A 26,600-nucleotide genomic window follows, 5' to 3' on the forward strand; every position below is an offset into this window, starting at 1 on the left:
GTTGCAGATTTTCCCCCCGAAGTTTTCTCTCCTGCGCCAAAAGTACATTCTTCAGTGGTCAACATTACCCCACTAAAGACTCCCAGGGCAATGGTAGACTACTCGTATTTATGTAGCGTATTGAAGATGCTTTTCCACTGCAAACGCAAGACTATACTTAATGCTCTAAAGTTGCGGGTGGATAATGCGGAAGAAGTTCTTGAAAAATGCAATATCGATCGCAATACTAGAGCGGAAGCTCTTTCTATAGAGAAGCTCTGTGTCCTTGCAAATTCTCTTCAAGCACAAAAAATAGCATTAGCGGAATAATGGCAAGCATCTCACTTTATGTAGTGAACTCATACACTGATCCTATAAGGTTCACTATTGCGCTCAAAGTATTTTCTAGAAAATGAATAAAGTTCCGGATGTCCATCTGTTCCTTAGTTCTGCACCGCGCTATTGCATCGTGCCTCTACAACCCAATAGGAACATTGCAAATTCCTGCTACTGTATTATTTTTATTGAGTTTATAACTTTAAACCCAAAATACACAGATAGCTTCTCGATAATGCAAGGAACTGCATACTGCAAGAACGTCGCGTGTCCTCCACTGTTCACCCGGAGGTATAACGTTCCAGAGCTATTGCCTGTGAAAATAACCCTTTTGGGAAATGCAATATCAGCAACGGAATCCCCTACGATAGCTCTCCAATTGAGGAATATTTTTACTTCTATTTTGTTTACACTCCACAGGCCACAACGCCTGAGGACAAAATCCTCAATGATAAGTCGGGCGTTTTTGTAGCCACGACGCCTCGACGTATAGACATTCATGCGGACCTCCTGACCTCTGCGAATGCTAGAGTTCTACAATGTGCTGTGTACAATTAACAGTTTTGATAGCCGATAGTTTCGCTGAATAGCGCTGCCGAGACTAGAATCCCCTTTTCATTTCCCGCGTGGGAATGAACGAATGATGTGTTGGGTGTGTCACAGGTTGTGTTGAGGCAGGAATTTCTTGAAATACGTCTGGGCCATTATCCACACCCAGATGCAAGATAGCCACTTCGGTGCTGAGAGCATATGTTTTCTCTGTAGCAGGGAGTTAAAGTTAGTTCAAGTTTGTTCCAACACCAAGTTTGCGATGTGGTTGCTGCCGACATTGTGTGTTTAGTTTGCCAAATCAGTTATCGTGCGCACGAAAAGCTTTTGCTATCTTGTGGGATTTAATTAGTGACCATGGTTCAGTGCCGGCATTTTCTATCAGCACGTGCTTGCTTCTGACATTTTAATGTGAATTGTTTTATGGAAAGGGCAGGTAGCGGTAAACGTAGATTATGCTGTAACTTGGCTACATCCCGCATGTTTTGTTTATCTTGGCGTCATCGACTTAGATATATTATGAGGCATGCTAAAGCCTTGTTGGCATTCTCATTTTCATGAAGGTTTGGACTTTCAATTTGGTTGTACCTGTTGCAGTTGTGGCTTAGTGCGGGATGCTGTCTTTCCCACGCTGAAATAGCAGAAGAAAGTTCATGCTCCCGCTTGAGCAATGGAGAATCTACTTTTCAAATTTTTTATCTCATTTATAAATATTGATCAGCTATAGCTATTTCTTGATTTGCAATGTTGTGGCCGAGTGGCGCTCCTTCTCCTCTTACAAATATCATGTAGGGGAGCTCAAGTTCTGGATTGTGTCTGTGACTTCCTACTTAGTACTGCATGCAACCAGTTTGCGCTTTTTTTGATCAGGGATTTTGATTTTGTGGCTACATTGGATAAATGCAAAATGTACAATCCCGACCGCAGGTGTTGGATCGCGATGGAAGGCATAGAGGTTTTCATTGGTGCGGACCATAACAGCCGCGATCATGTTGTGTCATTCCCGGGCTTACTGGCTGTCCTGCCTAATACAGTTTTTCTATGACGGTATTGTTTATATGCCACAACTTGACGCTATGTGCTTACAGTACTGCAAGTTTGAGGGATAGGTAGAGGCTCTGCTATGCAAGGAGCTTTGGCCATATAGTACTGTGTCGCAATCTGTAGTATTAAGGGCGCCTTTGACAGGGCAAAGGCTTGCAGTCTGATAATTACCGATTATATAAGGGTCAATGAGGCCTCATTAAGATGTGCATAGAGTATGGGACTTGTTTTAGTAGTGCGTTGTAACCTCTCCTTGGTGAAGAATTGTATTGTACTGTTGGGAGGCGTCATGCGGCGGATTTGCCAGCTTCCGTCAAGCAAAGGCAGCTTCTGAGCTGTGTATCTAGCACGGTACTGCATAACTCAGACCCGTAATGCTTAAGTATCTGACTTCGTACTTGAATTATCAGCGTTGGAAACCATCCACATGTCCAGTATTTTTATGTTGCTCTTGTCTTCCAGGTTTTCAAACCCATCCAGCAGCTCTGGTGGGACTATAACCGACCTTATGACATTAGATTGCAGATCTACCGCAGCAAGATCTAGAGCTATTGGCACAGTTCTCTCCCCGATGGTGAAGCTTGCGGTTTGCTCTTTAGCCAATATAACACCGCGATGGTCTCTTATGTTATACATAACGGATACTTGCTCTCCACAACGCACCACTGTGGCGGTGTTTTTGCTGCTGGGGATGGTGCGATCAAAAACCATAAATCGCTCCATAACATTTTCCGAGGGTACTGGAGATTCTATGGACGAAAGGTTGACAAAAACACTGCCTGCATTTTCTCCACTATGGATCAAAATTACCCGTCCACCGCCACGTCTCAGACCAAGCATAGCGGAGTTCAGCTCTCTTATTGAATGTGTTCCTATGCGAAACAGCTCTGTGGTAGTGCTTTGTGCCAGCAATTTGGAGATCTCACTAGTATTCTTCCAGGAATTTTCTGGTAATTTGGGCATATTAATCACAATTGCTGAAACTAACTGCCCGCAAACGGCACCCGGCCCAGTTCCCCTTTCCATTTCATTGACTGAGAAGTTGCTCTTTTGTGGCATATTGGCCTTCAGGTTCTCAAAGTACTCCTCCAGGCCTTGCTCTTTTATGTAACTGTCAATGCGTGCTTCAAGTAGTGGACGCAGAATTGTCGCTCCTATCCTATAACCAACACTAGCATTCTCCGTTATTGACAGTCTGTACGGTTTCTCAGTTTTATCGGTGCTTGATTCCACAATTGTCTGCGATAGCCCGTGCAGCAGTAGAGCCAAGATGCTCATCACCACAACTGTTCCCACAAGCCAGTAGACTGTTCTCTTCATAAGCGCAAGTCCCCAACAAACGAGATAAATTCATGCAGGAGCGTGACATCATGTTGCAAACTACTAAGTTCAGCTCCTGACATGTATAACATTCGGTCTATATGCTTAATAGTTTCTTCCCTGCCTAGTACTTTGGCCAGATTAGGGCTGGTGTTGTCATCATCAACATCACTTAGATCATCCTTAGCCTGAAATGCATAACCCAAGGCTTCCCCATAAGACGCAAGTATTTTTCTTTCCTCTGAGGAGGCGTACGCAAGGATGGCTCCTGCCTCGCACGAAGCCGAAAATAGGCGCGCCGTCTTCATCCCATGAATTCTGAGCACGGAATCACGCGTATGGAACTTCTCCCCCTCCATATCAAGCACCTGTCCCGATATCATTCCGCAACAACCGCATGCTGCTGCTATTAGCCCTATAATCTCGCACCTTACTGTGGCATCGGTCTGCATTTGCGACAAAACCTCGAATGCTAGAGTAAGCAACGCATCTCCGGTGAGTAACGCTAGAGCCTCGTCGAACTCTTTATGGCAGCTGGGACGCCTTCTTCTTGTTGCGGCATTGTCCATAGATGGCAAATCGTCATGCACTAGAGAATATGTATGAACTGCTTCTATAGCCACACACAGTGGCAGTGTTTTTTCGGCAGTGCCGCCCAATGTTTTAGCAGCAGTGCTAGCTAGGAACGATCGTAAACACTTGCCCGGTGCCCGAAAGCAATAATCAAAAGATGCTGCCATTCTTGGTGCCATAGCAGGAGTTTTGCTTGCAATAAGTCTGTCAATCTCATGCCCGAGAACTGTAGCAAAATCTTCGACCAATCCATGCACTCGGCAATGCATAATTACGCAACTTCCACTAACAAGACGAACAATATACAGGAGTCTACTGGTATTACAAAGTGTTTGCTTAACTACTTGCAAAAACAAAAATATTTCCTCTTCTATAGGGAGATTGCTTCTAATTTCACATTAATTTGCGCAATAATTTGCTGTCGTAGGTTGTATAAATTTTGTTTTATGTGTAGGTATACGTGTGCTGCTGTGCTTTGCTGCCCGGTAAGGAGCTCTTTACTGTTGCGAGAAAGTTACAGGAATTTGTTTGACTGGGGTGTTATTGGTGATTTATATTGAAGCGGCTATGACTCCTTCGTCTAGTGGTCTAGGACACCACCCTTTCACGGTGGTAACGCGGGTTCGACTCCCGTGGGAGTCACTCCTGCTGCTGAGACAGCTGCGGAGTTCACAGAGTTTTGTTCCGTTTATGTTTCTTTAAAGTTTTGTTACCCGGAGGGGTGTTTTTTGCCTATATTTCCTGAACATGCTGTATATCGTGTTAAATCGCTGGTACAGGTACTGTATGTGTTATTATTAGGAAATTTAGGATTTTGGTGTAAGGTTCTGGTGTTGTTGTAAGGGGGTGTTGTAAGGTGTCGCAGATTGTCATAGATTACACTCGGGATGGTAACCTAACGAACTTTGGAAAGGCCGTTTTGTCAGATCGTTACCTGTTGGAGAACGAGAATTATCAGCAGCTTTTTGTGCGTGTTGCGCAGTACTACTCGGACAATGGTCAGCATGCGCAGCGGCTTTATGACTACATGAGCAAGCTCTGGTTCATGCCAGCTACTCCTATTTTGAGCAATGGGGGCACAAGCCGCGGGCTACCGGTGTCGTGTTTCTTGAACGAGACGGAGGATAGTCTTGTTGGCATCCTGAATCTGTGGAATGAGAATGTGTGGTTGGCTTCGCGAGGTGGTGGAATAGGAAGCTACTGGGGCAATCTACGCTCTATTGGGGAGCGCGTCAGAGGCAGTGGCAAGACTTCTGGTATCATCCCGTTTATCGTGGTGCAGAATGCTCTCACTCTAGCAATAAGCCAGGGTTCGCTGCGGCGCGGTAGTTCAGCTGTGTATCTTCCAGTATGGCACCCAGAGATTGAGGAATTTCTAGATATCAGGAGACCAACTGGGGGCGATCCCAATAGGAAAGCTCTAAATATTCATCATGGGGTCTTGCTGTCAGATGAATTTATGATGGCAGTGGATGAGGATAAAACGTGGGACCTGATAAGTCCAAAGGACGGTGCGGTTATTTCCACAATTAAGGCTAGGGACCTATGGATCAAGATATTGACCACCAGGGTGGAAACAGGTGAGCCATATCTGATATTTGTGGATACTGTAAATCGTCATAAGCCTGAGATATACAAGACCTTAGGTCTTGACATTAAGATGTCGAATTTGTGCACTGAGATCACATTGGCGACAGGGGAAGATCATCTCAAGCAGTCTCGCACAGCAATTTGCTGTTTGGCCTCATTAAATCTGGAATTTTATGACATGTGGTGTTCTAATACGCTGTTTGTCGAGGATGTGATGAGATTTTTAGACAACGTCTTGACGGATTTCATCAACAAGGCTCCTCCAGAAATAAATAGGGCGAAGTACTCCGCTATGAGGGAGCGTAGTATCGGTGTTGGAGTTATGGGATTCCACTCGTTCCTGCAGAGCAAGATGGTGCCATTTGAGTCTTTTGCGGCAACCATGTGGAATAAGAAGATTTTTTCCCATATAAAAAGCCAAGCTGATGCGGCTTCTTACAAGCTAGCTTTGGAGAAGGGTGCATGTCCGGACGCAATAGATGCGAATAAGATGGAGAGGTTTGTTCATAAGCTTTCCATAGCGCCTACGGCTTCCATATCCATCATAGCGGGTAATACGTCTCCCGGAATTGAGCCATACGCCGCGAACGTGTTCACGCACAAGACTTTGACGGGGTCTTTCACTGTGCGCAACAAGTTCCTGCAAGAGCTGTTGAAATCCAAAGGAAAGGACAATGTTCAGGTTTGGTCCTCGATTTCGACCAATGAAGGTTCTGTACAGCATTTGGATTTTCTTGGCGATCACGAAAAGCTGGTTTTCCGTACTGCGTATGAACTGGATCAGCGTTGGGTGATTGAGCACAGTGCAGATAGGACGCCGTATATATGCCAGTCGCAGTCTGTGAACATCTTTATGCCGGCTGGTGTTCACAAGCGTTATCTGCATAAGGTACACTTCTTGGCGTGGAAGAAGGGAGTTAAGAGCCTGTATTATACCAGGTCTAAGTCTGTGCAGCAGGCTGATAAGGTGTCGCACGATGTGAACGTTGCGTCCGTTGTTACCCCTAGTCGTCAGATTACCAACTTTGACTACGACGAGTGCTTGGCTTGCCAGTAAGTTGGTTTTGCCATTGGGCCAGTGGTAATGTGGTATTGTTGCGGGGATGCTTGGTGGAATATGAAAGTGTGCAGGCCCTGTTCTCCTCTTTGAGGGCTAATGAGCGTGTTATGGGCGTTGACTTCGGCGAGAGAAAGATGGGGCTTGCGCTGAGTGATCCCACTTATCTTATAGCAACTCCATATGGTTTATACATGCGGCGCAATATGCGCCAAGACCTCGGTGAGCTGAGTGCCCTCTTCAAAAAGGAGGGGGTTGGAGCCTTAGTGGTGGGGCTACCGTTACAAGCTGATGGTAGCGAAGGGCAGTTATGCGGTGAGGTTCGTAGATTCACTGATAAGCTGATCAAAAAGTCGGGGATTGGCCTTTACTTTCAGGATGAGAGATATACTACGGCAATGGCAAGTAGGGCAGCCGAGGAAGCGGGTTTGCGAAGAAAGGCATCTCAGGAAGTTGACGACAAAATATCCGCAGCGCTGATTTTGCAGCAAGTCCTAGATATGGCAAAACGCTTGGGCATTACTTGAGTCACGCGGATTCAATGGTATTAGTGTTTTTGTGCATCTGGCAGCACTGGTTACGCGTAACGAATTTGACGCTAGAGGTTTGATGGAAAATTTTCCATTTCTGTAACAAAACAGTAGTCGTTTATAGGCACATTCTTTTAGCAAAAATTATAATCGTGCTGCGATTTGAGAGATGCTCAGGAATTGTCCCTGGCAAGGAGTTTATGCAGACTTGTGATCAATTGTGACGGGGTGATAAGGGCCTATGTGAAGTGGAAAACGGTTTGTACTATTAACGTGAGGTAGAAATCCCCGTGTTCGGGGAGGGGCCGTATTTTATGGTACAAAACGCACATTAGCTCTTGCATGAAGTATACAGGGTATAAGGGACTTCCATGCCGTTGCGTTGGTGTGGATGAACGTGCCAAAACCATATGCCATCTGCTTTCAAACAAGGTCTGGCTAGGATTGCGGAATAAGTATGTAAAAAGAATTTGCGCGATAAGAGGTAGCTGAAGGTTACTGCACGCTGTCAGAGGAAAGTGTGTTTTCACGCGTGGCTGGCATTTTACCCTGGGTGGAAATAGTGGTAACTTGGCAGTTTGCAGATGTGATTATCTCTTGGTTGGGTAAGGTGTAACTTTTTTGCCGCGCATTGTGACAATATTTAGTTGTACGTTATTGCACAGCAACACAGCAGGAGCCCTAGACAATATGTCTCAATTGAGGAGGAACTGTGCCATGCAATGTGTTTTTCCCGCAAGTAGCGGGAGGAAGGATTTTGCTCTGGTGATTGATAGCCGCCCTGGGGTCCCATAGTTGTTTCTTAGTCTCTAAATGTGCTTATGCTGGTGTTTCTTTATTGCTCCCGAGGCCAGGTTTTATCGCGCTTATTGGGATGTGCCGGCGGATTACCTTTTGCAGCATGGTAATTTTACTCTAAGCACGTAAGCTAGCGTGCACGCTTGAGCATACGATATGGGTTGAGAGCCCAGTTTTACCGGACGAAAATTATATGGTAAGTGCCAAGGGATGTACTGGTACATGGCACCATAGTCTGGCGTGTTTTTGGGCAACAGTGCCGGTTGCTCAACATATTTTAGGCAGCAACAGTTACACAGCTTGGAGCAACGCCACACCGTCCGAAAACTTATTGCACTGTGTGACCAGCGAGTCTACATACGTATAGCTGCCGTTTTTGTTGCGCCGTTCAAAGACATGACGTGGTCTCTGTCCGGACTAGTAGACACTATGTTCACCGGAATTTGTAACAGACTCTCGATCTTTTTTATGTACGACAACGCCTTATCGGGTAAGTCTTCTTGCGATACTGCCCCAAGAGTATTGTCCAGCCATCCTGGGAGCACTTCATACACGGGTTCCAGCTCCTGCTGCACATGGGAAGCTGCTGGCAAATAATCATAGTATTTACCGTTGTGGCGGTATCCCACACATACTTTAATCTCGCTCAGTGTATCCAGAACGTCAAGTTTCGTTATGGCAATCTCTGTAGCGCCTGAGAGAAGAGCTGTATGTTTGACCAACACAGCATCAAACCACCCGCACCTCCGCCGGCGTTTGCTAACAGTTCCGTATTCCCTTCCCCGCTCGACTATAAGGTCTCCAAGACTATCAGTAAGTTCTGTGATGAATGGTCCATTTCCCACCCTGGTAGTGTAAGCCTTAGCTAGGCCGATAACCCGTGCATTACCAAGAGAGCCTACCCCGCAGCCAATAGTGGCATATGCAGCCATGGTATTGCTGGAAGTGACGTACGGATATGTTCCATGATCGACATCAAGAAGTGCGCCTTGAGCGCCCTCAAAGAGAATTGTTTTTCCAGCGGCAAGCTGCTCGTATATCATTCCAGCTGCATGCTTCATAAATGGTAGCACCCTAGGCACGATGCGCATGAGTTCATCCATTATTTCTTCGGTGCGAAATACATCCAGACCTGATGCCTTTCTCAGCAGGTTATGATAGGAAATTAGGCACTCAACTTTCCCCTTCAGTGATTTTTCGTCCTGCAGGTCACACAGTCGGATTGCTCTGCGACCAACTTTGTCCTCATAACACGGTCCTATGCCCATACAAGTTGTGCCTATGGCATCTGAGCCACGTATGTTCTCTAGTATTTTTTCGGCCTCTCTATGAACGCTTAGGACCAAAGGACAGGTTTCCGATAGTGCCAAATTTTCCGTTGTAACCTCTATATTACTCGCTGCAAGGACTTCAATTTCACGGACCAATGCATAAGGGTCCAACACTACGCCGTTCCCTATTATAGACTGTTTCCCTTTCCTGAGTACTGACGAAGGAAGCAAACTCAGCTTGAAGACTTGTCCTTCCGCCACTATGGTGTGTCCTGCATTGCTACCGCCCTGAAATCTCACCACGGTATCAGCGTGCTCGGATAGCCAGTCTACTATTTTTCCCTTGCCTTCATCTCCCCACTGTAGTCCGACAACTACTATACTTGGCATAGAACGTCCACGAAAAACACCAGGTCAAGCTAGCAAAATAAAGAAATAGTGTCAACACTGTTGGGGATAATCATGTTATGCCTAAGTTGCATATATTGCGGGATAATGCACTCACAGAAAGTAAATTTGTTACGAACTTTAGGTACCCAACGATGCCCCAGACTGGGCGATGCACCACCGCAATATGGTCTTGTAATTTGTTGCAAAAGTCATTTGTAATGCAGATTACCGCCACAAAACATGCAAAAATGCATCCACACTAGTATTTTGTGCTTCTTCATTCTGCTCTAGGGGTAACTGGTACCAAATAGATGTTTAAAAATTATGAATCCACAACGTGTGATTTAGCAAAATTCATCACGCATACGCTGCGCTTGTTTTTCAAAAAATTGCGAGTTACACTCTTCAAGTGCAGTACGATTTTACAAGCACGGTCAACGCTCTCCAGTGCACTTGCGATTAGAGTGTGAAAAACTTGTGTTTGTGAAAGGAAGAACTTTCTGTGCTGTGCGGGAACATTTGTTTGACTTTGGCGTAGTTTTTTTTTGCTAAGTTGCCGGGGTGCAATATCAATTTGATGTGGAAAGTGCCCGGTGATCAATACCGCGTCACCCGGTGGTAGTCGTGTACCTTCTTCAGTTGAACATGAGAGAAAATAAGCAGCTCAACAGTTTCCTATAGATGCAGCTATAGTGGTAGCGCGCATGGAAGATGGCGCCTGCATTATGCAAATCTGTGCAATTTTCACCTCACTTCACGGCGCAGATGGGCGCTTTATGAGACAGTAAATACTTGTGGACGCATGTGGCGGTTTTCTATCTAGGGTACCACGAGCAATGCATTACAATGTTCAAGCTGGGTTGCGCAAGAACTAGATAAAATGTGGTGTAGATGGACTACGCAGTTTTAATATCATTTAAGGTGACCAAGGTTTTTGATGGACCTTAAAGCCTGAGGGGTGCGCAAGCATCGCTGGCGGCGTGCGATGCTGTTGCGTTTTGTCGCGTTAATGGCAGCTTGTCCGAAGGTATATTTTGTACTCTATGGAGGCACGGTGACTACTATTTACCGATGTCTCATAAGAGTGTACTTGGTATACATGGTATGTGTGGATTTTCCATGTCGCAAACATTCTCTCTTCTGTTGTTCCGTGACAATTTTGTCCTCAAGTTCGTTACGAATACTTTAAAATGCCTTGGTGCGACTGTAGGAGATTGTGATGAACTTTCAGGTGCTGTGTTTCCGGAGTTTAAGCGGTGCCTTGTACAGCGCCATGCCGCGCAGTGTTTTAGTAAACAAACGGCTCGAACACTATCTACGGATAAGAACACAGGGGACTAGCTTTGCTTCTAGAGGGCAGTATCGTTTTGACGTTACGGTGAATTAGCTGGCCTTGCGCAGCCTTGGTGATTTTTCGGGACTATTTGCAAATTCTACGATTATCACAACCCTTCTATTCTGCGTGTAGGCCTTCTCTATTTCTCTCTCATCTTTTGAGTAGACCAAGACCTCTGGTTCTGACCTGCCTTTTGTGTGAGTCGTAATACGTGAGGCCAAGGACTTGTCATGTTCCACGATGAATTGCTTCACTGCATCAGCTCGCTTCTTGCCCAACGCAATGTTGCACTCTTCTTCACCACTAGAATCCGCATGTCCTATTATCGTCAAGCGCACTCCTTTCCGCTTTTTTACCTTCTCTATAAGCCCGAGCAAAACTCTTTTGCTCGACTCCCGCAACTTGCACTCTCCTGCGTCGAAGTACACCTTTTCCACCTTATTGGCAAAGTGTGCGCCCGCATTTTCGCCAGTATAGAGCGTTTTCCCGCTATATGATGGGCTTCCTATCTTGGTAAAAAAGCAACTGCTACTCGTCAAAGCCAGAAACACCCACAGGAGCGAAAAAAACCCGCGCGGCAGCATAGGAAAACTCCTTTTGTTGTTTAAAATGGTTCCAACCAGTGGCAAATAGCACACGCTAAGGACAGATCATTGCTTAAAACCACACCAAGTCAAGCAAAATAATTTTGCATGTTTTTCCGATTTGTTGTGGCTTTAACTGCTATGTATGCTAAAAACTTAGAGTGCGCTTTCTATGTGTGTCAGCTTCCGTTGTGTGCTCACTAGAGATTGAGTAGTTTAGACAGGAAGCATCCTTGTTTTTAGCCTACGTTGGGCTGTGGTGCGCGATTTTATTTGCGATGTTTTTAATGTGAGAGAGTTTTGGTTGTTCAAAATATGAAGCATTACAAGTTTTTGGAGCAGATTTTTGCCAAGGTGCGTAATATAAGCGACGTTATAGACGGTCTTTGTTATGGTGGGGCTGTTGACCAAGATGTTACGGATAGAATACGCACATTGCAGGAAATCAGGCAGGAGATAATAGATAGTGATGTTGTTGCATCAGCGATAAACACATCCCTCTCAAGTAAGGGGCAGCTCTCAGATTGGGAGGTTGCCAACCTTCATTGCATGAATAGAATGCACAAGAATCAAAAAGGCATTCCTGCAAGTTTAATTACTTCGCTCACCGAAGCGAGAATGAAATGTAGAAACAGTTGGATGGTGTTCCGCGAAGGAGATGAGCCCTCTAATGGAGTTATGCAGCTATTGGGGGATGTAGTGCAGCTTTCCAGAGAAGTTGCCGCGATAAAGTCGGAGGATCTAGGCTTTGCCAGTAGGTACGATGCGCTGCTGAAGATTTATGATGGAGACTTTGACACAAAGCGAATCGATGAAGCGTTTACTGACGCTGGTGCGTTTTTTAGGCAGTTTTACGGCGAGGTTTTGGAGAAACAAAACAGTGGCAAGGTTCGTGCTTCTAAGTCTATTTCCAAGGCAATAACATGCGACAAACAGAGAATGTTGCATGAATGTCTGGTTTCTGCAATGTGCGAGGGTATCGCTGTTGCAGATATGACTGGTGGATACACCGGGTGTTCCGTAGATTGGTTTGAATGGGCTGGAGGGGTTTCTTGTCACGAGGAGGACTACAGAATAGGCCTTAGGGGCGCAATGGAAAGTGTAGGGCACGCTTTGTATAAGGCGAATTTGCCTCAGAAGTGGAAGAGCCAACCAATAGGTGGTTTCGCCGGAAACGTGATGTACGAGGCGCAGGGGGCATTGATGTCATGCCACTTGCTGAGGGACAATAGGTTCTTGGAGTTTGTTTTTCCCACAGTGAAGAAGCTGTTTTCTTTGAGAGGGCGGGCGGCCGATGTTGAGAATCTGCAGATGTACCTTTCGGAAGTCAAGACGGATTTGTTGTTGGAACGCTCAGATGAGGTGACGTCTTTGGCACACGTTATGCTCAGGTATGCTTTGGAAAAGGAGATGATTAATGGTGATCTGGAAGTCAGCGAATTGCCAGATGCATGGGCTCAGGGTATGAGGTACTATTTTGATAGTGTTCCGAGTGATGACAGAGAGGGATTTTTGCAGGACGAGTACTGGGTTAGCGGAGTTTTTGGCTACTTGCCGGGCAAAGTGTTGGGCGCTGTTGCGGCTACACAGATTTATTCGTCTATGGCAAATCACAAAGTTGATGTGTTAAGTCGGGTCGAGAAGGGAGATTTTTCGGCCTTGGTAGGCTGGTTGTGCCGGTATGTATACTCAAATGGGGCGCGTTATAGCAGCACAATGATGTTGAAAAAGATCACGGGTCGTAGAATAGACATGGATGCCTATAAAAACCACCTCGTGTCCAGGTATTTGAGTATGTGAGAGAGTATATGAATTGCGATAGTCGCAGCTATACCGATGATGAACTACATGTTATGGCGCGGGCCATTAGGCTTATTTCTGTAGACGCCATTCAAAAGGCGGAGTCTGGGCATCCGGGTATGCCTCTGGGTATGGCAGATGTGGCGGTGGTTTTATTTTCAAGGTTTTTAAATTTTAGCGCCCGTGATCCCGCGTGGATTGATAGGGACAGGCTTGTTCTTTCAAATGGACATGGTTCCATGCTGCTTTATTCGATAATGCACCTTCTTGGGTGCTTAGGTATGGACGACATAAAGCAGTTTAGGCAATTGCACTCGATAACGCCAGGCCATCCGGAATATGGTTGCACTCCGGGCGTTGAAGCTACTACTGGGCCGTTGGGGCAAGGGCTCGGATGCGCTGTAGGTATGGCGATAGCGGAGAAAATTCTTGCACAGAGATTTGGTAGTGATTTGGTAGACCACTACACATACGTGATGGCTGGGGATGGATGTCTGATGGAGGGGATAAGCCATGAGGCCGCGTCACTTGCTGGTCATTTGTGCTTAGAAAAGCTTGTCGTGCTGTTTGATGACAATGGTATATCAATAGACGGCAAAACTAGCCTGGCAACTTCTGACGATGTTGCTGCGCGTTTCCTTTCCTATGGATGGGATGTATTGGAAGCAGATGGACATGATTATGAGCAGATTGGTCGCGCCATTGAGCGGGCCAGGAAGAGTTCCAAGCCCTCTATAATCGCTTGCAAGACTGTGATAGGAAAGTTCATGGCTGCGAAGGAAAACACTTCTTCTGCGCACAGCTGGCCTTTTACTGCTGATGATGCTCAGGGGTTGCGTAACGTCTTGGGGCATCAAGGTGGTATATTCGAAGTAGATGCTCGTGCGGAGAGCTTATGGGCGAAAGTGCGTGATAGGGGTGATAGCGCCTATAATGCATGGGTTGATAGGGCAAATAACTGCGGCGATAGAGCGCGTCACTTGAACGATGCTATTTCACCTGGGATACCGGATTATGTGTTTTCAGAGCTTAGGTCTAGTTGCAAGGGAGTGAGTTCTCCTGAAGCAACGCGCAAATCTTTTGGGCGAGTGCTCGAGTTGTTGACTGGAAAAGTTGCAAAACTAATTGGGGGGTCAGCTGATTTGACTTCTTCCAATAACACCAAGGCAAGCTGCATGAGGTCTATAGAACGTTGTGACTTTAGTGGCTCATACATCTATTATGGAATAAGAGAGCACGCAATGGCGGCCTGCATGAATGGAATTGCTCTTCATGGAGGTTTTATCCCTTATGGGGGCACCTTCTTGGTGTTTTCTGATTATTGTCGGCCGGCTATTAGATTGTCCGCACTGATGGCGCTGCAGGTTATGTATGTTATGACGCACGATTCCATAGGGGTCGGTGAAGATGGTCCCACGCATCAACCTGTTGAGCACCTTGCGTCTTTGAGAGCCATACCGAACTTATATGTCTTCAGGCCGGCAGATGCTATTGAGGTGTTGGAATGTTGCGAGATAGCGCTGCGCCTTACAAAATCTCCGGCTCTGTTTGTTTTGGCTAGGCAGAACGTTGCGCAGTTGCGTGGAGGAGATGATGGAGGCGGCAATTTATCTGCAAAAGGGGCGTACGTACTTGGTGAGTGTGAAGGCGATCTGCGCGTTACAATATTTGCTACCGGTTCGGAGGTAGAGGTTGCGCTCAAAGCTCGGGAGATTATGCATAAAGATCATGGTGTAGGAACAAGGGTGGTTTCCATGCCTTGCTGGAGGCTATTTGATCAGCAAGAATCTAGTTATGTTGCAAGTTTGCTGGATAACAGCAGCCTAAAAATTGCAGTAGAAGCGGCAAGTTCTGTGGGATGGCATAAGTATATAGGGAGAGATGGGATATTTGTAGGGCTGGATGAGTTCGGTGCCTCAGGGAAGTGTAGCGATCTTTACAAACACTTCGGCGTAACAGCAGAGAACTTAGTTTCCAAGGCACTTGCGAGATTGAACTCTTTGGTCTAAAAGAGTCATAAAGTGGGTAAAAGGGATTAATGATTTATTCCGTATTCGTGTTGCTGGCGTGTTGTGCGGCCATGGTGTTGGGAATTGTGAGTGTTAGCAGCATTTATGATAGGATGTTGGCTGTTAACGTTTTCAATACGTGCATGGTTCTGGCTATAGTGACGCTCGGTGTTGTTATGGATTCCGCTGACTTTTTCATAGATGTCGCTCTGGTGTATGCATGTGTTGGGCTGGTAGCTTCCGTTGGATTTGCTAAATACTTTCTCTACGGCGGTTGGGGGGAGTAGAATGTTCGGGGCATTTGGTGCAGGCATATTTTACATGGGCATCATCGCTGTTGTTATTGCCGTTATAGGGGTGATGAGGTTTTCAGACTTTCTATATAGGGTGCACGCTGCGGGAATTGTTGATGGGGCCGGAATAACGCTTTCATGTATCGGGTTGGCCTTCCAGTACGGTTTTTCTATTCTCTCACTTAAGATACTTTTGCTGCTAGCCTTGTTGTTGGTGACTAACACGACAACATGCAATATTCTGACAGGTGCGGCGTGCTCAACAAGGGGTGATGACGAGGCGAGTTGCTGATGTGGAGTATAGCAATAATAGACGGTGTTCTGCTATCCTTGTTGGCAGTGTTGGCCTGCTCCATTGCGGTGTTTGAGGATCTGCTGGTCAACACCATTGTGTTGTGTGGGTTCAGTTTGACGCTGGCTGCTTTGTACTTGGTGATGAACGCACCGGATGTGGCAATTACTGAAGCTTCAGTTGGGGCAGGATTCAGCACTGTGCTTTTGTTAATGGTTCTTTCGAAGCTTGGGTATCGTAAAAAAATCAAGGTGCGTAGCGTTTTTTATCAGTATGAGAAAGTTAAGCTTATATCTGCTGCTACGATGACGGTTGCACTGTTTGTGATGTTGGTGTTTATGGTTGCAGAGCTGCCGAGCTTTGGTGATGGGGAGTCTGCTGCCAATGTTGCTGCTGCCGGGACTTATCTCAAAAGTGCCTATGAGTATACCGGGATACCGAATCTAGTTACCGGGGTTTTGGCAAGTTTCAGGGGATATGATACTCTCTGTGAAACCGTTGTAGTTTTTACAGCTGCTACTGGGGTTTCTTTATTAGTTGGTGGGGGCAAGAACGCATGAAAAGTAGGAGTAGTGTACACCTTGCTGACTTCGGGTTGCGTTACGTTGTCTCCTTTATGTTCTCTGTCATGGTCATATATGGGCTCTACGTGCATATTCATGGGGATTATAGCCCTGGAGGTGGATTTCAAGGTGGAGTTATAGTAGCATCTGCTGTCGTGCTTTATGCCATGACTTTTGGTGACTCTGTTACCCGGGGAGTCTTGCCCTGTTTACTTACGGTAGGGGCTATTGGTTTGCTGATATACATTTCCACGGGCCTGACTTCTACGTTTTTGGGGGAGAGCTTTCTGTCGTATGTGTTTAGGGTTTATGATACGGTGACTGAGCAAAAGCTTGGGGTATTTCTAGTAGAGTTAGGTGTGGGGCTGACTGTTTGTTCCTCAGTTGCCAGTATGTATTTTGACTTTGCATCGTGGAAAAATGATATAAACTAGCTATGGAAGGCGTTGAGTTCCTTGGGAGTGCTTGGTGATTGCTTATTGCGTGTGGGTGTGAGGTAGGATGGATTTTTTGCTTTCACATTTAAATTACGTGGTGAGTGCGCTGCTGTTCTCTTTAGGGCTGTTTGTGGTTGTTACTAGTAGTAGCCGTGTGAAGCAATTGCAGGGTCTTGGTCTGTTCCAGACCGCAGTTCTCGTCTTTTATGTTTCCTTAGGGTACGTGGGTGATTCGGTGGCCCCGATACTCGGTAGTGATGGAGCAACGCAAGTGTATAGTAATCCGCTACCAAGTGTACTGATGCTTACTGCAATCGTTGTGGGGGTTGCCACAATGGCTGTGGGGCTTTCTATGGTGTTAAGGATAGAGGGGGCACGTTAAAGATGCAGTTACTCCGGGCGCGTAGTTTTTTGCTATAGCTTTGTTGCCTGGGTTAATGCTGTGACGGTGAGATGGTTTTTTGTTTAGTTAGTTTTGGTTGTGTTTTGTGTCTAGTGGTGCTAGTGGAAAGAGAATATTGGTTGATGCAGTATATGCAGATGAGGTGAGGGTCGCCGTTCTTGATGAAGGTAAGGTAGTCGAATTTGATCAGGAACTAAAGGATAGGAAGCAAGTTCGTGGTGGGAATGTATATTATGCCGTAGTTAGGCGTATAGAGCCGTCACTTCAGGCGGTGTTTATTGAGTATGGCGTTGGAAAACACGGGTTCCTGCCGTTTTCCGAAATATCTGTTGAGCATTTTCAGCTTCCTCCAGGGGAAAAGGAGGAGCTTACCCAGAGTGTGTACGGTGATGATACAGATCTTGAAGAAATTGTGGACGAGGACGTTGTCGTGCCTGATGAGGCAGCGGTTGCGGGTGTGGGGTGTTCTGTTGACGAGAAGGCTCAGCTAGCTACCGAAGATGATCGTGATGGGAAGAGGGGTTCTACAGCGGCTAGGAATGGCAAGTCCAAGCCTGTTTTGCACAAGATGTACAAGGTGCAGAACGTGATTAAAGTGGATCAAAAACTGATGGTGCAGATCATCAAAGAAGAACGCGGTAGTAAGTGTGCTACTTTCTCGACTTACATAGTCCTGGCGGGCAGGTATTGCATTTTTATGCCCAATTCAGGCAGTAGAAACAGTGGGGTATCGCGGCGCATAGAGGATTGTGATAACAGGAAGAATCTGAAAAAATTTATCAGCGCCATGAAGCTTCCCAAAGAAGCCGGGGTAATAATACGCACTGCCGGCGATAATAAATCGCAGCGAGAAATAGAACAAGATTTGAAGTACTTACAGCATACGTGGAAAGAAATATGCGATGCTTGCGCTTCAGTGGAAAGTCCTACTTTGTTATATGTTGAAGCCGACATAATAAAGAGGACACTTAGGGATTTTTGTAATGAGAGTGTTCATGATGTGGTGGTGGCGGGAAGTCAGGCGTACAGCGTCGTAAAGGAATATGCTAAGTCGATGTTTGGCAATAAGCTGCGGGTCAGAATGTACAAGGGTAGCGTTCCGGTGTTCACACACTATCGTGTTAGTGCGCAGATTCTGGAGTTGTATAGCGACAAGATTTATCTCCCCTCGGGTGGTTATTTAGTGATCACTCCAACGGAGGCGCTGGTTTCTATAGATGTAAACTCAGGAAGGATGACTGGTGAAGATAGCATAGAGGAGACCGCTTATAGAACGAATATGGAGGCGGTGAAGGAGATTGCTAGGCAAGTTAACCTCCGTGGTCTTTCGGGCCTTATAGTCATAGACTTTATAGATATGATCAAATATCGCTATTGTCGCGCAGTGGAAGCGGAAATACGCGAGGCGTTCAAAGGAGATCGTGCCAAGGTCCAGTTCGGGTACATAAGTGCTTTTGGCCTTATGGAAATCTCTAGGCAGCGGGTTAAACAGAGCATACTCGAGACAAGCACTATGCAGTGCTCACATTGTAAAGGTGTTGGCCGGGTTAGAACTCTGGAATCAATCTCAGCCAGCATACTTAGGGACATAAGGTATCTTGCGAGTAAGAATGCAGAGCGGGTCATAGCTGTGTCTCTTAACCCCAGGGTTTTAGCTTATATCTTCAACAACAAGCGCAAGCACATTAGTGACATAGAAGTGGAGCTAAAGGTGCTTATCAGGTTAGACTTTGATGAAAGTGCTGCTCTTGCGGACTTTAACATCAGAACCGAAAGCGGCTATACCAACGCTGTTACCGAAGAATTTGTTGTTCCAGCTTGTGGTCCAGGATCGCCTGTTACTACTATTGAGGAGAAAGTAGGAGAGGGGGCTGATTCTACGGAAGAACAGCCGCAGTTGAATGTGGAGCAAAATATTACAGATTCTTCTTGGGTCAGGAAGTGGTTAACTCGAGCTCTTGAAGCGGTGTCCTGATATTGCCGGAGGTGGTGGTTCTAGGCAGTTTATTTTCCGCAAGCTCCTAAAAGTTGAGGGGAATTTGTGAATATATTTCTCTAATTTTGGGGTCGAGGGGTTGTAATTTGAAACTTTGGTGGTTATATCTACCGTGTCCGAGTTTTTATAGTTTCGTGTGGGGGTAATCATGGCGGCTGAGCGTATTATAGGCATAGATCTAGGAACTACAAATTCCTGTGTTGCTGTTATGGAGGCAGGTACTGCGAAGGTAATTGAAAATAGCGAAGGTGCCAGAACTACCCCCTCGGTTGTGGCTTTTACTGATAGTGAGAGGCTGGTGGGGGAGCTAGCAAAGCGCCAGGCTAATATCAATGCTCAGAATACCATATATGCTAGTAAGAGAATTATAGGTCGCAGATATGATGACATGAGGGACGTGAAGTGTTCCTATGAGATCTTTCCTGCAAAGAATGGGGACGCTTGGATCAGAGCTAAGGGTGAGGGGTATTCCCCGGTTCAAATAGGAGCGTTTGTCCTGGAAAAGATCAAAGAAACTGCTGAACGTTATTTTGGCGCTCCAGTTAAGAAGGCGGTTATTACCGTTCCGGCATATTTCAACGATGCTCAGAGACAAGCTACAAAGGATGCAGGCACTATTGCCGGCTTAGATGTGGTTAGGATTATAAATGAGCCTACTGCAGCGGCGTTGGCCTATGGTTTGGATAAAGGTAGTGGACAGAAAACCATAGTCGTATATGACCTCGGTGGTGGTACGTTCGATGTGTCGGTCCTTGAGATAGCTGATGGGGTGTTCGAAGTTAAGGCAACTAACGGTGATACCAGGCTTGGTGGTGAGGACTTTGATAATGCCATTATGGAACACATGATGGAGACCTTCAAAAAGGAAACTGGTATAAGCTTGCAGAATGATCCAATGGCGGTGCAGCGCATCAAAGAAGCTGCGGAAAAAGCTAAGATAGAGCTTTCTACAAGACTGGAAACGGACATAACTTTGCCTTTTATATCTAGTGATAGTACTGGTGCTAAACACCTGAGCTTGAAGCTGACTAGGGCTAAGTTTGAAAGTTTAGTTGATGAGCTTATCGAACGCACAATAGAGCCGTGCAAGAAGGCATTGAGTGATGCTGGAATAAAGGATGGTAGCAAGGTAGACGAAGTTGTACTCGTTGGTGGCATGACTCGTATGCCCAAGGTTGTGCAGAGGGTTAAGGATTTTTTTGGTAAAGAGCCCTGCAAGGGAGTAAATCCGGATGAGGTTGTGGCGGTGGGTGCCGCGATCCAGGGTGGTATCCTTACGGGCGATGTGCGCGACGTGCTGCTGTTGGACGTTGCGCCACTATCTCTTGGTATCGAAACTTTGGGAGGTGTATTTACGCCACTTATTGAGCGCAATACCACAATTCCTACCAAGAAGTCTCAGGTGTTTTCAACTGCGGAGGATGGGCAAACCGCTGTTACCATTAAGGTCTTCCAGGGGGAGCGCAAGATGGCTGTTGATAACAAGTTGCTTGGGCAATTCAGCCTGGAAGGAATTCCGTCGGCGCCTCGGGGTATACCACAAATCGAAGTCACCTTTGATATTGATGCGAACGGTATAGTGCACGTTTCTGCGAAGGATAAAGCCTCCGGTAAGGAGCAAACTATCAAGATCCAGTCTTCTGGTGGGTTGAGTGACGAAGAAATACAGAAGATGGTCAAGGATGCCCAGGACAGAGCGGAAGAGGATGAGAAACGTAAGAAGCATGTGGAGCTCAAAAACAGTTCTGAGAGCTTGATTCACTCTGTGGAAAAGTCTCTTAAAGATTACGGTGATAAGGTGTCGGAATCTGACAAGTCTAGCATAGAAGGAGCAGTCAAGGATCTTAGAGAGTGTCTAGCAAGCGGTGATAGCGGCGTCGAAGGTATGCAGCAAAAATATGATGCTCTGATGAGTCTATCCATGAAGCTGGGTGAAGCCGCATATGCTAATAAAGCTAGTGAAGGGGGAGCTTCTACTGAGGGTAGCGGAGCTGCTGACTCAGGCAATCCGGAAGAGCGTGTTGTGGACTCCGAGTATCAAGAGATCAACAAGGATGAAGGGAAGAAAGATACTTAGGGGTTGATAAACGCTGGGCTGTTTGGTACCATCCAGTAGGGGTCTGCGTTGTGCGTGTAGGTTGAAAGTGCCTCGAGCCCGATTTGTTCTTATAGGGGGCCGTCCCTGGTAATCCAGTTGGGGTTGCTACATGGCACCCACCTTGGCTTTAGTCTCAGGACACTAAGCAAAGTGTTACGGCAAAGGCGGATCCCTAGGCTCCTGGTTTGTGGGTGTATGTCTGGGTCGAGAAATGGGTTTAGCGAAGAAGAAGTGCTTAATTTTCCCGCAGAGGCCCTGTTTTCTGTTGTTCTGGATGTTGAGCGTTACCCGGAGTTTCTTCCTTGGTGCAAAAGCGTAGTTGTCCTGAGCCGCAAGCAGGAATTCATGCTTGTGGAGCTAGTAGCGGGGTTTATGTCTCTGGAAGGGAAGTACACTTCCAGAGTCAGCTATTCTGCTCCCTCTGAAACAAAGCCCGGCTATATTCGCGCGAGGTCTGAAGATGGCGTGTTCAGGTCCTTAAACTGTGAGTGGCTCTTTACTCCTAGTGGTAATGGGGCTACCGTAGTGAAATTTGATGTCGGTTTTTCCTTCAAGAGCAGTGTGTTACAATTTGCCTTTGATATGGCTTCTACTGCCGTGAAATCGCATATTACAAGTGCATTCAGGAAGCGTGCTTACCAGTTGTTAGGTTGATGTGCTTTGTGTAAAGCCGCATGCTGGAAAAACAGTGTGCAGGGTTTGGCCGTACTTGGTGGATGAAGTAAGTTCCCAGTAAGCTGCGCAAAATCAATCGTGGTTGCGCTATTCTTAGTATAAGTGATGAGATGAAGCTGCGGTGCTGTTGTCTATTCACGGACAGCTATGCATTCTGCCGCAGGTTTCTCAGGAATGCCTGAGGCGTTTTGCATATGAAACAACATGGTTTTCCGATGGATCAACGTTCTAAAGCTCATAGCTTTTTCTGAGAGTCATCTTGCAGGTGTGAAATTCGCCATATCTAGGCTCCAGGCACAAGATATCATTCCTATTCTAATATTGGTAGTGGCGCTTCACATTTTTCTTCGCCTATTCCAGCGGGCTTTTTTCCTTTTAAAGATAGATATAACGTGGTTGGTAAGGCAATTTATAATTCCCTATGCGCCATATATATTCGTCGCAAATCATTTTCGTCGTTCTCAGACAGTGTTGTATCTAAGTTGGCGTTGTGCTAGTGCGTCAAATTTATGAGCAACACTCCTTTTCACCGTGATATCAGCCTGTAATTTAGATCTGTTGCTGGGGTGCAGTTCCACATGTTAAGATTTCAGGCGAAGTGCGGTAGGTACGTAGGATTATCTACGGTTACTATGGCCTGGCCATCCCCCCCCCTTCTCTCCAGGTTGGGTCCAATTGTCTAGGCATCATCACTGCACATATATTGACTTGTCCATGTGGACTCATGCAGGTATAAAGGTACAGTACTAGGCGTTGGAAAGGTATTTTTCCGCATGGGTTTGGAGTTATACAACGTGGTGTTTGAGGGGTTGTCCACGGTTCGTGGGCTGTTCTCACATCGCGATGGGGCATTTCTATTCGACTTAGATCATGTGTCGGCATTGGTGTGTGCGTGTTTCCTGGCGCTGTTGGGCATAGTCTTGGCGGCTAGGGGGAGTTTAAGAGAGGTATTTGCTGCTCTACTATATGCTGTTAGCGGTGTTGCCGCGTTATGTGCTTCCAGTCTTATGCAGGTTGTTGAGTTTTTCGAGGTTATGGCAATAGCTGCACTATTGCTCATAGCGTTTGGTGGCCGTGAGGGGGAGAATTCCCATGCTGTGTTGCATTATGCATGTGTGCACTTTTTATCGGGTGTTATGTTGCTGGTGGGTGCAATACAGTATTCATATCTGGGGAGCCTGGAAGGAGTGCCAAGGCTGCTATTTATGGGGGGATTGTTGATCAGCGCGTCGTCATTTCCATTGGCTGCATGGGTGCTCAGGGCATATTCCCAAGTGTCAGCGTTTGGGTTTATGGTTTTGCCATTATTCACCACCAAAGCGGCCTTGTTTATCCTATTGAGTATGTTTCACGGTGAGACTGTCATTTTGTATTTGGGAATGCTAACAGCAGTTTATGCGGTGGTATTTGCTGTTATTGAGGAGAATAGTAGGAATCTGGTGTCCTATGGTATAGTAGGGCAAATGGGTCTACTCTTAATGTCTGTAGGATGTGGGGTAGTACCGAAGTCAGTGCTGGTAGCTCAGCTGTCATTTGCGGTATTGTGCCAACTGTTGTTTATCCTGGTTACGGAGCATAATATGCCGCGCAGTGAGCAATCTGGCAAAACGCCCTCCCGTATTCGTTTGGCGTCTGTTGAGATGTTGGGGCTCGTGGTAGCATTGTTAAATATGGCTAGCTTCCCGGGAACGGTGAGTTTTGCGTCTAGTCAACTCGCGGGTTACCATTCCAGCATAGAGGATTTTAGCTACGCCGTTTACCAGTATACCCATCCGGTGCTGGTGCTTGGGCTGTTTATGTGTGTGGGATTGAAATTTTTGAGTATCGCCAGCGCAAGAAAGGAATCTACTGGGGCTTTGGGTGCCGGGAATTTGTGCTCCAAAACAGCAATAGTGCTTCTGTCAATTATTGTGGTGCTATTAGGAATATTTTACGGTCAGGGAATGGTTTTGCCCGATCATAAATTGACATATACGCTAAATAATGTGGTGACAAGGGTAGCGGTTATTGCTGCTTCAATAGCGTGCTTTGTTTTGTTTAGGCGTTTATTCCAGGGTAGATACCAGTCTGCCGCGGGGGAGGGATGGTTATACATCGGGTTCTTCAAGCTGGTGAACAAGGCTAAGAATTTTGCGTCATTCGCGCGTGAAACAGTAGACGGATACAATCTTAACGGAGATATGTTTGGCGTTGAGCTTGGGGAACAAGACGCGGTTTTGAGTTCAAGAGAGCCTACAGGCCTGATTAGTTCGGTGTTACTTTTTGTGATGTTGTGTATTTGTGTTGGTATGGGCTTATGTTTGACTCTTTAACTAAAGGGCTATCTTCTGCGTTGCAAAAATTAAGCGGCAAGCGTGAAATATCCAGTAAGGACTTTGATCTTGTTATGGAGGACATAACGCAAGCGCTGTTGGACGCTGACGTTAACCTAAATGTTGTAGATGAATTCATGGACAACGTTAGGGGAAAGATAGTTGGGGGAGGCGTCGTCAAGGGAGTTTCCTCTGGCCAGATGATAATAAAGCGCATAGAAGAGTGCCTTATTGAGGTTTTGGGCAATGAAAAAAGTGCGCTTAACCTTACGGGTAAGGTGCCAGCCATAATAATGATGGTTGGTCTTCAAGGTGTGGGAAAGACCACTAACACGGTAAAAGTAGCTCTCAAGCTTAAGAAGAGCGGTAAATCGCCGTTGGTTGCATCATTAGACATATATAGGCCTGCTGCGCAGGAGCAGTTACAGGTTTTGGCTGATAAAGTTGCGATTAGCAACCTACCTATAGTTACCGGAGAAAAACCACTTGATATTGCAAAACGGGCACTTGCGGAGGCTAAGAAGGGTAATCATGATGTTTTACTGTTAGATACTGCCGGTAGACTGCATATAGACCAAGAGATGATCGATGAGCTCAAGGTTATAAAAGAGGAGATGTCACCTGCAGAGACTATCTTGGTTGTTGACTCTTTGATGGGACAAGATGCCGTTGTTGTTGTACGCAAGTTTAACGAGGAGCTAGAGCTAACTGGAACTATATTTACGCGTGCAGACGGTGATTCTAGGGGTGGCGCCATATTGTCTATGAAAATGGTCGCTGGATGCCCGATAAAGTTTATGTCTACCGGGGAAAAGCCTGAGGATCTTGATGATTTTTATCCTGACAGAGTAGCCCGTAGGATTCTCAACATGGGAGATGTTGCGTCATTAGTGGAGAAGGCAGTTGAGGCAGTTGGCCAGGAAACGATAGATGATCTGCAATCCAAGGCTAAAAAGGGGAAATTCGATCTGGATGACCTAGTTATTCAGCTGAAAGCGCTTAACAAAATGGGCGGCATTGCCAATATCATGAAGTTTATTCCCGCTTTTGGGCATGACGTAAAGCGCAAGGTTGCGGGCATTGCTGATGATAGCAAGGTGGACATGTACATAGCCATAATAAATTCCATGACCAAAAGAGAGAGAGCAAACCCTGACATCCTCAATGGTGCGCGAAAAACCAGGATCGCCAAGGGTGCGGGGGTAAAGGTAGATGTTGTGAATGCGTTGCTTAAGCAGTACAATCAAATGAAGGCCATGATAGGCAAGTTTAGTCAGATGAAGATGGATAAGATGGCGGAGTCTGACATAATGAAATTGCTGAAACACAAGTAGGATCTTTGGGTTTCGGTTGTGTTGTAAATTTTTATAGGCGGGCCGCGGAATTGTTGCTTTGCCAGCTGGGTCGTGGTCGTAGTTTTTCTAGATTTTTGCAGGTAATTTTGTATGGAAGCTGAGGGGACTAAGTGCTCTCTGGTGGCGGTTGTTGGAATGACTAATGCTGGCAAGTCCACTTTGATTAATAGGTTGGTTGGGTTTAAGGCTTCTATAGTTACCAATAAAGTGCATACTACCAGGGTACGGATGAACGCAGTGCTAAATAGCGACAGTGTGCAGTTGATTTTTACTGACACCCCGGGGATTTTTTCTCCTAAGACCAGGCTTGAGAAGTTCATCGTAAAAAATGCTTGGATGTCGATAAAAGGTGCGGACGTTGTGGCGTTGGTTGTGGACTCTAGTCATGGTTTGTGCAGTCATATTTATAAGATTGTTAGTAGGATAAAACACTCTAAGCTGCCTTCTGTGGCTATTATTAACAAAACTGACCTTTTAAAAGATGATGATGTGAGCGCCATGGAAGGTGAGCTTAGGTCTTTACATGGGTTTGATAAAATTTTTCATGTATCGTCCCTATATGGCCAAGGAGTGCAGGATCTAGTTGATCACTTAGTGGAGACTGCGTGCGATAGCCCCTGGCTTTATCCAGAAGAATGTAGAACTGATGCTTCGCTGGAATTTTTTGCTGCCGAGATCACTCGTGAGAAGCTGTTTATGGCGCTGCGTCAAGAGCTACCGTATTCGCTGTCCGTAGTTACTGAGCAAGTTGTTGACAAGGGCAAGAGTATGATCATAAAGCAAGTTATCTACGTGATAAAAGAAAGCCAAAAGGCCATTGTTGTTGGGAAAGACGCGGCTCTTGTTAAGAGTGTTTGTACAGAGGCAAGGGAAGAGCTGAAGCAGATTCTTGATAAAAAGGTGCATCTGTATTTATTTGTAAAGGTGAGAAAGTTGTGGCAAGACCACCTGGAAGAATGTGTGGGATGTGCGTAAAGCATATAGCTTTGTCGGATAACTCTTTCTTTTGC

At 46.1% G+C, this 26,600-nt stretch carries 21 protein-coding genes, 1 tRNA gene and 1 other RNA gene; 18 read left to right on the plus strand and 5 right to left on the minus strand.

What is annotated here, in order from left to right:
- Positions 1-309: rRNA adenine N-6-methyltransferase family protein (locus ANPL_RS01435; RefSeq protein ID WP_272899047.1), on the plus strand; the 309-nt coding region annotated here is incomplete at its 5' end.
- Positions 310-486: 177 nt separating this feature from the next.
- On the opposite strand, the gene ANPL_RS01440 is transcribed toward ANPL_RS01435, so the two are convergent.
- The 3 genes from ANPL_RS01440 to ANPL_RS01450 all read right to left on the minus strand — a co-directional run bounded on the left by ANPL_RS01440 (position 487) and on the right by ANPL_RS01450 (position 4,070).
- Positions 487-816, minus strand: a complete 330-nt coding sequence (locus tag ANPL_RS01440; protein WP_169193034.1) for a DUF721 domain-containing protein — start codon at positions 814-816, stop codon at positions 487-489.
- Between the two features lie 1,470 nt (positions 817-2,286).
- Positions 2,287-3,228 (minus strand): hypothetical protein, encoded by a 942-nt coding sequence (locus tag ANPL_RS01445; protein WP_169193035.1) that lies wholly within the window; start codon positions 3,226-3,228, stop codon positions 2,287-2,289.
- Entirely contained in the window at positions 3,225-4,070 is an 846-nt protein-coding gene (locus ANPL_RS01450; protein WP_169193036.1) for a polyprenyl synthetase family protein, read from the minus strand. Before ANPL_RS01450 ends, ANPL_RS01445 begins: the two co-directional genes overlap by 4 nt.
- A 300-nt stretch (positions 4,071-4,370) precedes the next feature.
- On the opposite strand from ANPL_RS01450, the gene ANPL_RS01455 reads away from it, so the two are divergent.
- The 3 genes from ANPL_RS01455 (at position 4,371) to ruvX (ending at position 6,975) form a co-directional block, all read left to right on the plus strand.
- Positions 4,371-4,443 (plus strand) — tRNA-Glu (locus ANPL_RS01455).
- A gap of 214 nt (positions 4,444-4,657) precedes the next feature.
- Positions 4,658-6,448, plus strand: coding sequence for a ribonucleoside-diphosphate reductase subunit alpha (locus ANPL_RS01460; RefSeq protein WP_169193037.1), 1,791 nt, complete (start codon positions 4,658-4,660; stop codon positions 6,446-6,448).
- 110 nt (positions 6,449-6,558) lie between these two features.
- Positions 6,559-6,975, plus strand: a complete 417-nt coding sequence (gene ruvX, locus ANPL_RS01465) for a Holliday junction resolvase RuvX (RefSeq protein ID WP_169193603.1) — start codon at positions 6,559-6,561, stop codon at positions 6,973-6,975.
- A 1,154-nt stretch (positions 6,976-8,129) separates the two neighbouring features.
- Here ruvX and ANPL_RS01470 read toward each other — a convergent pair.
- Both ANPL_RS01470 and ANPL_RS01475 read right to left on the minus strand, forming a co-directional pair.
- The gene (locus tag ANPL_RS01470) at positions 8,130-9,437 is read right to left on the minus strand and encodes an adenylosuccinate synthase (protein WP_169193038.1); all 1,308 of its coding nucleotides are present in this window, start codon (positions 9,435-9,437) and stop codon (positions 8,130-8,132) included.
- 1,383 nt (positions 9,438-10,820) lie between these two features.
- A complete protein-coding gene (locus tag ANPL_RS01475) occupies positions 10,821-11,357 on the minus strand; it encodes an OmpA family protein (RefSeq protein ID WP_236822865.1) in 537 nt (178 codons plus the stop codon).
- 300 nt (positions 11,358-11,657) lie between these two features.
- Here ANPL_RS01475 and ANPL_RS01480 point away from each other — a divergent pair, with 300 nt between their 5' ends.
- The 14 genes from ANPL_RS01480 to era all read left to right on the plus strand — a co-directional run bounded on the left by ANPL_RS01480 (position 11,658) and on the right by era (position 26,565).
- On the plus strand, positions 11,658-13,157 hold the full coding sequence (locus ANPL_RS01480) for a gluzincin family metallopeptidase (protein ID WP_236822866.1): 1,500 nt from the start codon (positions 11,658-11,660) through the stop codon (positions 13,155-13,157).
- A gap of 8 nt (positions 13,158-13,165) precedes the next feature.
- The gene (gene tkt / locus ANPL_RS01485; RefSeq protein ID WP_169193040.1) at positions 13,166-15,166 is read left to right on the plus strand and encodes a transketolase; all 2,001 of its coding nucleotides are present in this window, start codon (positions 13,166-13,168) and stop codon (positions 15,164-15,166) included.
- Positions 15,167-15,195: 29 nt separating this feature from the next.
- A complete protein-coding gene (locus tag ANPL_RS01490) occupies positions 15,196-15,453 on the plus strand; it encodes a monovalent cation/H+ antiporter complex subunit F (RefSeq protein WP_169193041.1) in 258 nt (85 codons plus the stop codon).
- Position 15,454: 1 nt separating this feature from the next.
- On the plus strand, positions 15,455-15,751 hold the full coding sequence (locus ANPL_RS01495) for a monovalent cation/H(+) antiporter subunit G (RefSeq protein WP_169193042.1): 297 nt from the start codon (positions 15,455-15,457) through the stop codon (positions 15,749-15,751).
- Entirely contained in the window at positions 15,751-16,311 is a 561-nt protein-coding gene (locus ANPL_RS01500; protein WP_169193043.1) for a DUF4040 domain-containing protein, read from the plus strand. Before ANPL_RS01495 ends, ANPL_RS01500 begins: the two co-directional genes overlap by 1 nt.
- A complete protein-coding gene (locus tag ANPL_RS01505) occupies positions 16,308-16,748 on the plus strand; it encodes a Na(+)/H(+) antiporter subunit B (RefSeq protein ID WP_169193044.1) in 441 nt (146 codons plus the stop codon). Before ANPL_RS01500 ends, ANPL_RS01505 begins: the two co-directional genes overlap by 4 nt.
- 67 nt (positions 16,749-16,815) lie before the next feature.
- Entirely contained in the window at positions 16,816-17,133 is a 318-nt protein-coding gene (locus ANPL_RS01510) for a cation:proton antiporter subunit C (RefSeq protein WP_169193045.1), read from the plus strand.
- 106 nt (positions 17,134-17,239) lie between these two features.
- A complete protein-coding gene (locus tag ANPL_RS01515; RefSeq protein WP_169193046.1) occupies positions 17,240-19,129 on the plus strand; it encodes an Rne/Rng family ribonuclease in 1,890 nt (629 codons plus the stop codon).
- Positions 19,130-19,298: 169 nt separating this feature from the next.
- Positions 19,299-21,227 carry a molecular chaperone DnaK gene (gene dnaK / locus ANPL_RS01520; protein WP_169193047.1) on the plus strand — a complete coding sequence of 643 codons (1,929 nt, stop codon included), beginning with the start codon at positions 19,299-19,301 and terminating at the stop codon, positions 21,225-21,227.
- Positions 21,228-21,264: 37 nt separating this feature from the next.
- Positions 21,265-21,423: non-coding RNA, 6S RNA (gene ssrS, locus ANPL_RS01525), on the plus strand.
- Between the two features lie 20 nt (positions 21,424-21,443).
- The gene (locus ANPL_RS01530) at positions 21,444-21,902 is read left to right on the plus strand and encodes a type II toxin-antitoxin system RatA family toxin (protein WP_169193048.1); all 459 of its coding nucleotides are present in this window, start codon (positions 21,444-21,446) and stop codon (positions 21,900-21,902) included.
- Between the two features lie 794 nt (positions 21,903-22,696).
- Positions 22,697-24,235 (plus strand): proton-conducting transporter transmembrane domain-containing protein, encoded by a 1,539-nt coding sequence (locus tag ANPL_RS01535; protein ID WP_169193049.1) that lies wholly within the window; start codon positions 22,697-22,699, stop codon positions 24,233-24,235.
- Positions 24,220-25,569, plus strand: coding sequence for a signal recognition particle protein (gene ffh, locus ANPL_RS01540; RefSeq protein ID WP_169193050.1), 1,350 nt, complete (start codon positions 24,220-24,222; stop codon positions 25,567-25,569). The genes ANPL_RS01535 and ffh overlap by 16 nt, the downstream gene beginning before the upstream one ends.
- Positions 25,570-25,680: 111 nt before the next feature.
- Entirely contained in the window at positions 25,681-26,565 is an 885-nt protein-coding gene (gene era, locus ANPL_RS01545) for a GTPase Era (protein ID WP_169193051.1), read from the plus strand.
- Positions 26,566-26,600 lie beyond the last annotated feature (35 nt).

It is taken from the genome of Anaplasma platys, assembly GCF_012790675.1.
Taxonomy (GTDB): domain Bacteria; phylum Pseudomonadota; class Alphaproteobacteria; order Rickettsiales; family Anaplasmataceae; genus Anaplasma; species Anaplasma platys.

Excerpts from the sequence above, each read along its gene's own strand:
- ANPL_RS01440 (WP_169193034.1), bottom strand. The coding sequence starts at position 816 with ATGAATGTCTATACGTCGAGGCGTCGTGGCTACAAAAACGCCCGACTT.
- ANPL_RS01445 (WP_169193035.1), bottom strand. The coding sequence starts at position 3,228 with ATGAAGAGAACAGTCTACTGGCTTGTGGGAACAGTTGTGGTGATGAGC.
- ANPL_RS01450 (WP_169193036.1), bottom strand. The coding sequence starts at position 4,070 with ATGCATTGCCGAGTGCATGGATTGGTCGAAGATTTTGCTACAGTTCTC.
- ruvX (WP_169193603.1), top strand. The coding sequence starts at position 6,559 with ATGGGCGTTGACTTCGGCGAGAGAAAGATGGGGCTTGCGCTGAGTGAT.
- ANPL_RS01470 (WP_169193038.1), bottom strand. The coding sequence starts at position 9,437 with ATGCCAAGTATAGTAGTTGTCGGACTACAGTGGGGAGATGAAGGCAAG.
- ANPL_RS01475 (WP_236822865.1), bottom strand. The coding sequence starts at position 11,357 with ATGCTGCCGCGCGGGTTTTTTTCGCTCCTGTGGGTGTTTCTGGCTTTG.
- tkt (WP_169193040.1), top strand. The coding sequence starts at position 13,166 with ATGAATTGCGATAGTCGCAGCTATACCGATGATGAACTACATGTTATG.
- ANPL_RS01490 (WP_169193041.1), top strand. The coding sequence starts at position 15,196 with ATGATTTATTCCGTATTCGTGTTGCTGGCGTGTTGTGCGGCCATGGTG.
- ANPL_RS01495 (WP_169193042.1), top strand. The coding sequence starts at position 15,455 with ATGTTCGGGGCATTTGGTGCAGGCATATTTTACATGGGCATCATCGCT.
- ANPL_RS01500 (WP_169193043.1), top strand. The coding sequence starts at position 15,751 with ATGTGGAGTATAGCAATAATAGACGGTGTTCTGCTATCCTTGTTGGCA.
- ANPL_RS01505 (WP_169193044.1), top strand. The coding sequence starts at position 16,308 with ATGAAAAGTAGGAGTAGTGTACACCTTGCTGACTTCGGGTTGCGTTAC.
- ANPL_RS01510 (WP_169193045.1), top strand. The coding sequence starts at position 16,816 with ATGGATTTTTTGCTTTCACATTTAAATTACGTGGTGAGTGCGCTGCTG.
- dnaK (WP_169193047.1), top strand. The coding sequence starts at position 19,299 with ATGGCGGCTGAGCGTATTATAGGCATAGATCTAGGAACTACAAATTCC.
- ANPL_RS01530 (WP_169193048.1), top strand. The coding sequence starts at position 21,444 with ATGTCTGGGTCGAGAAATGGGTTTAGCGAAGAAGAAGTGCTTAATTTT.
- ANPL_RS01535 (WP_169193049.1), top strand. The coding sequence starts at position 22,697 with ATGGGTTTGGAGTTATACAACGTGGTGTTTGAGGGGTTGTCCACGGTT.
- ffh (WP_169193050.1), top strand. The coding sequence starts at position 24,220 with ATGTTTGACTCTTTAACTAAAGGGCTATCTTCTGCGTTGCAAAAATTA.
- era (WP_169193051.1), top strand. The coding sequence starts at position 25,681 with ATGGAAGCTGAGGGGACTAAGTGCTCTCTGGTGGCGGTTGTTGGAATG.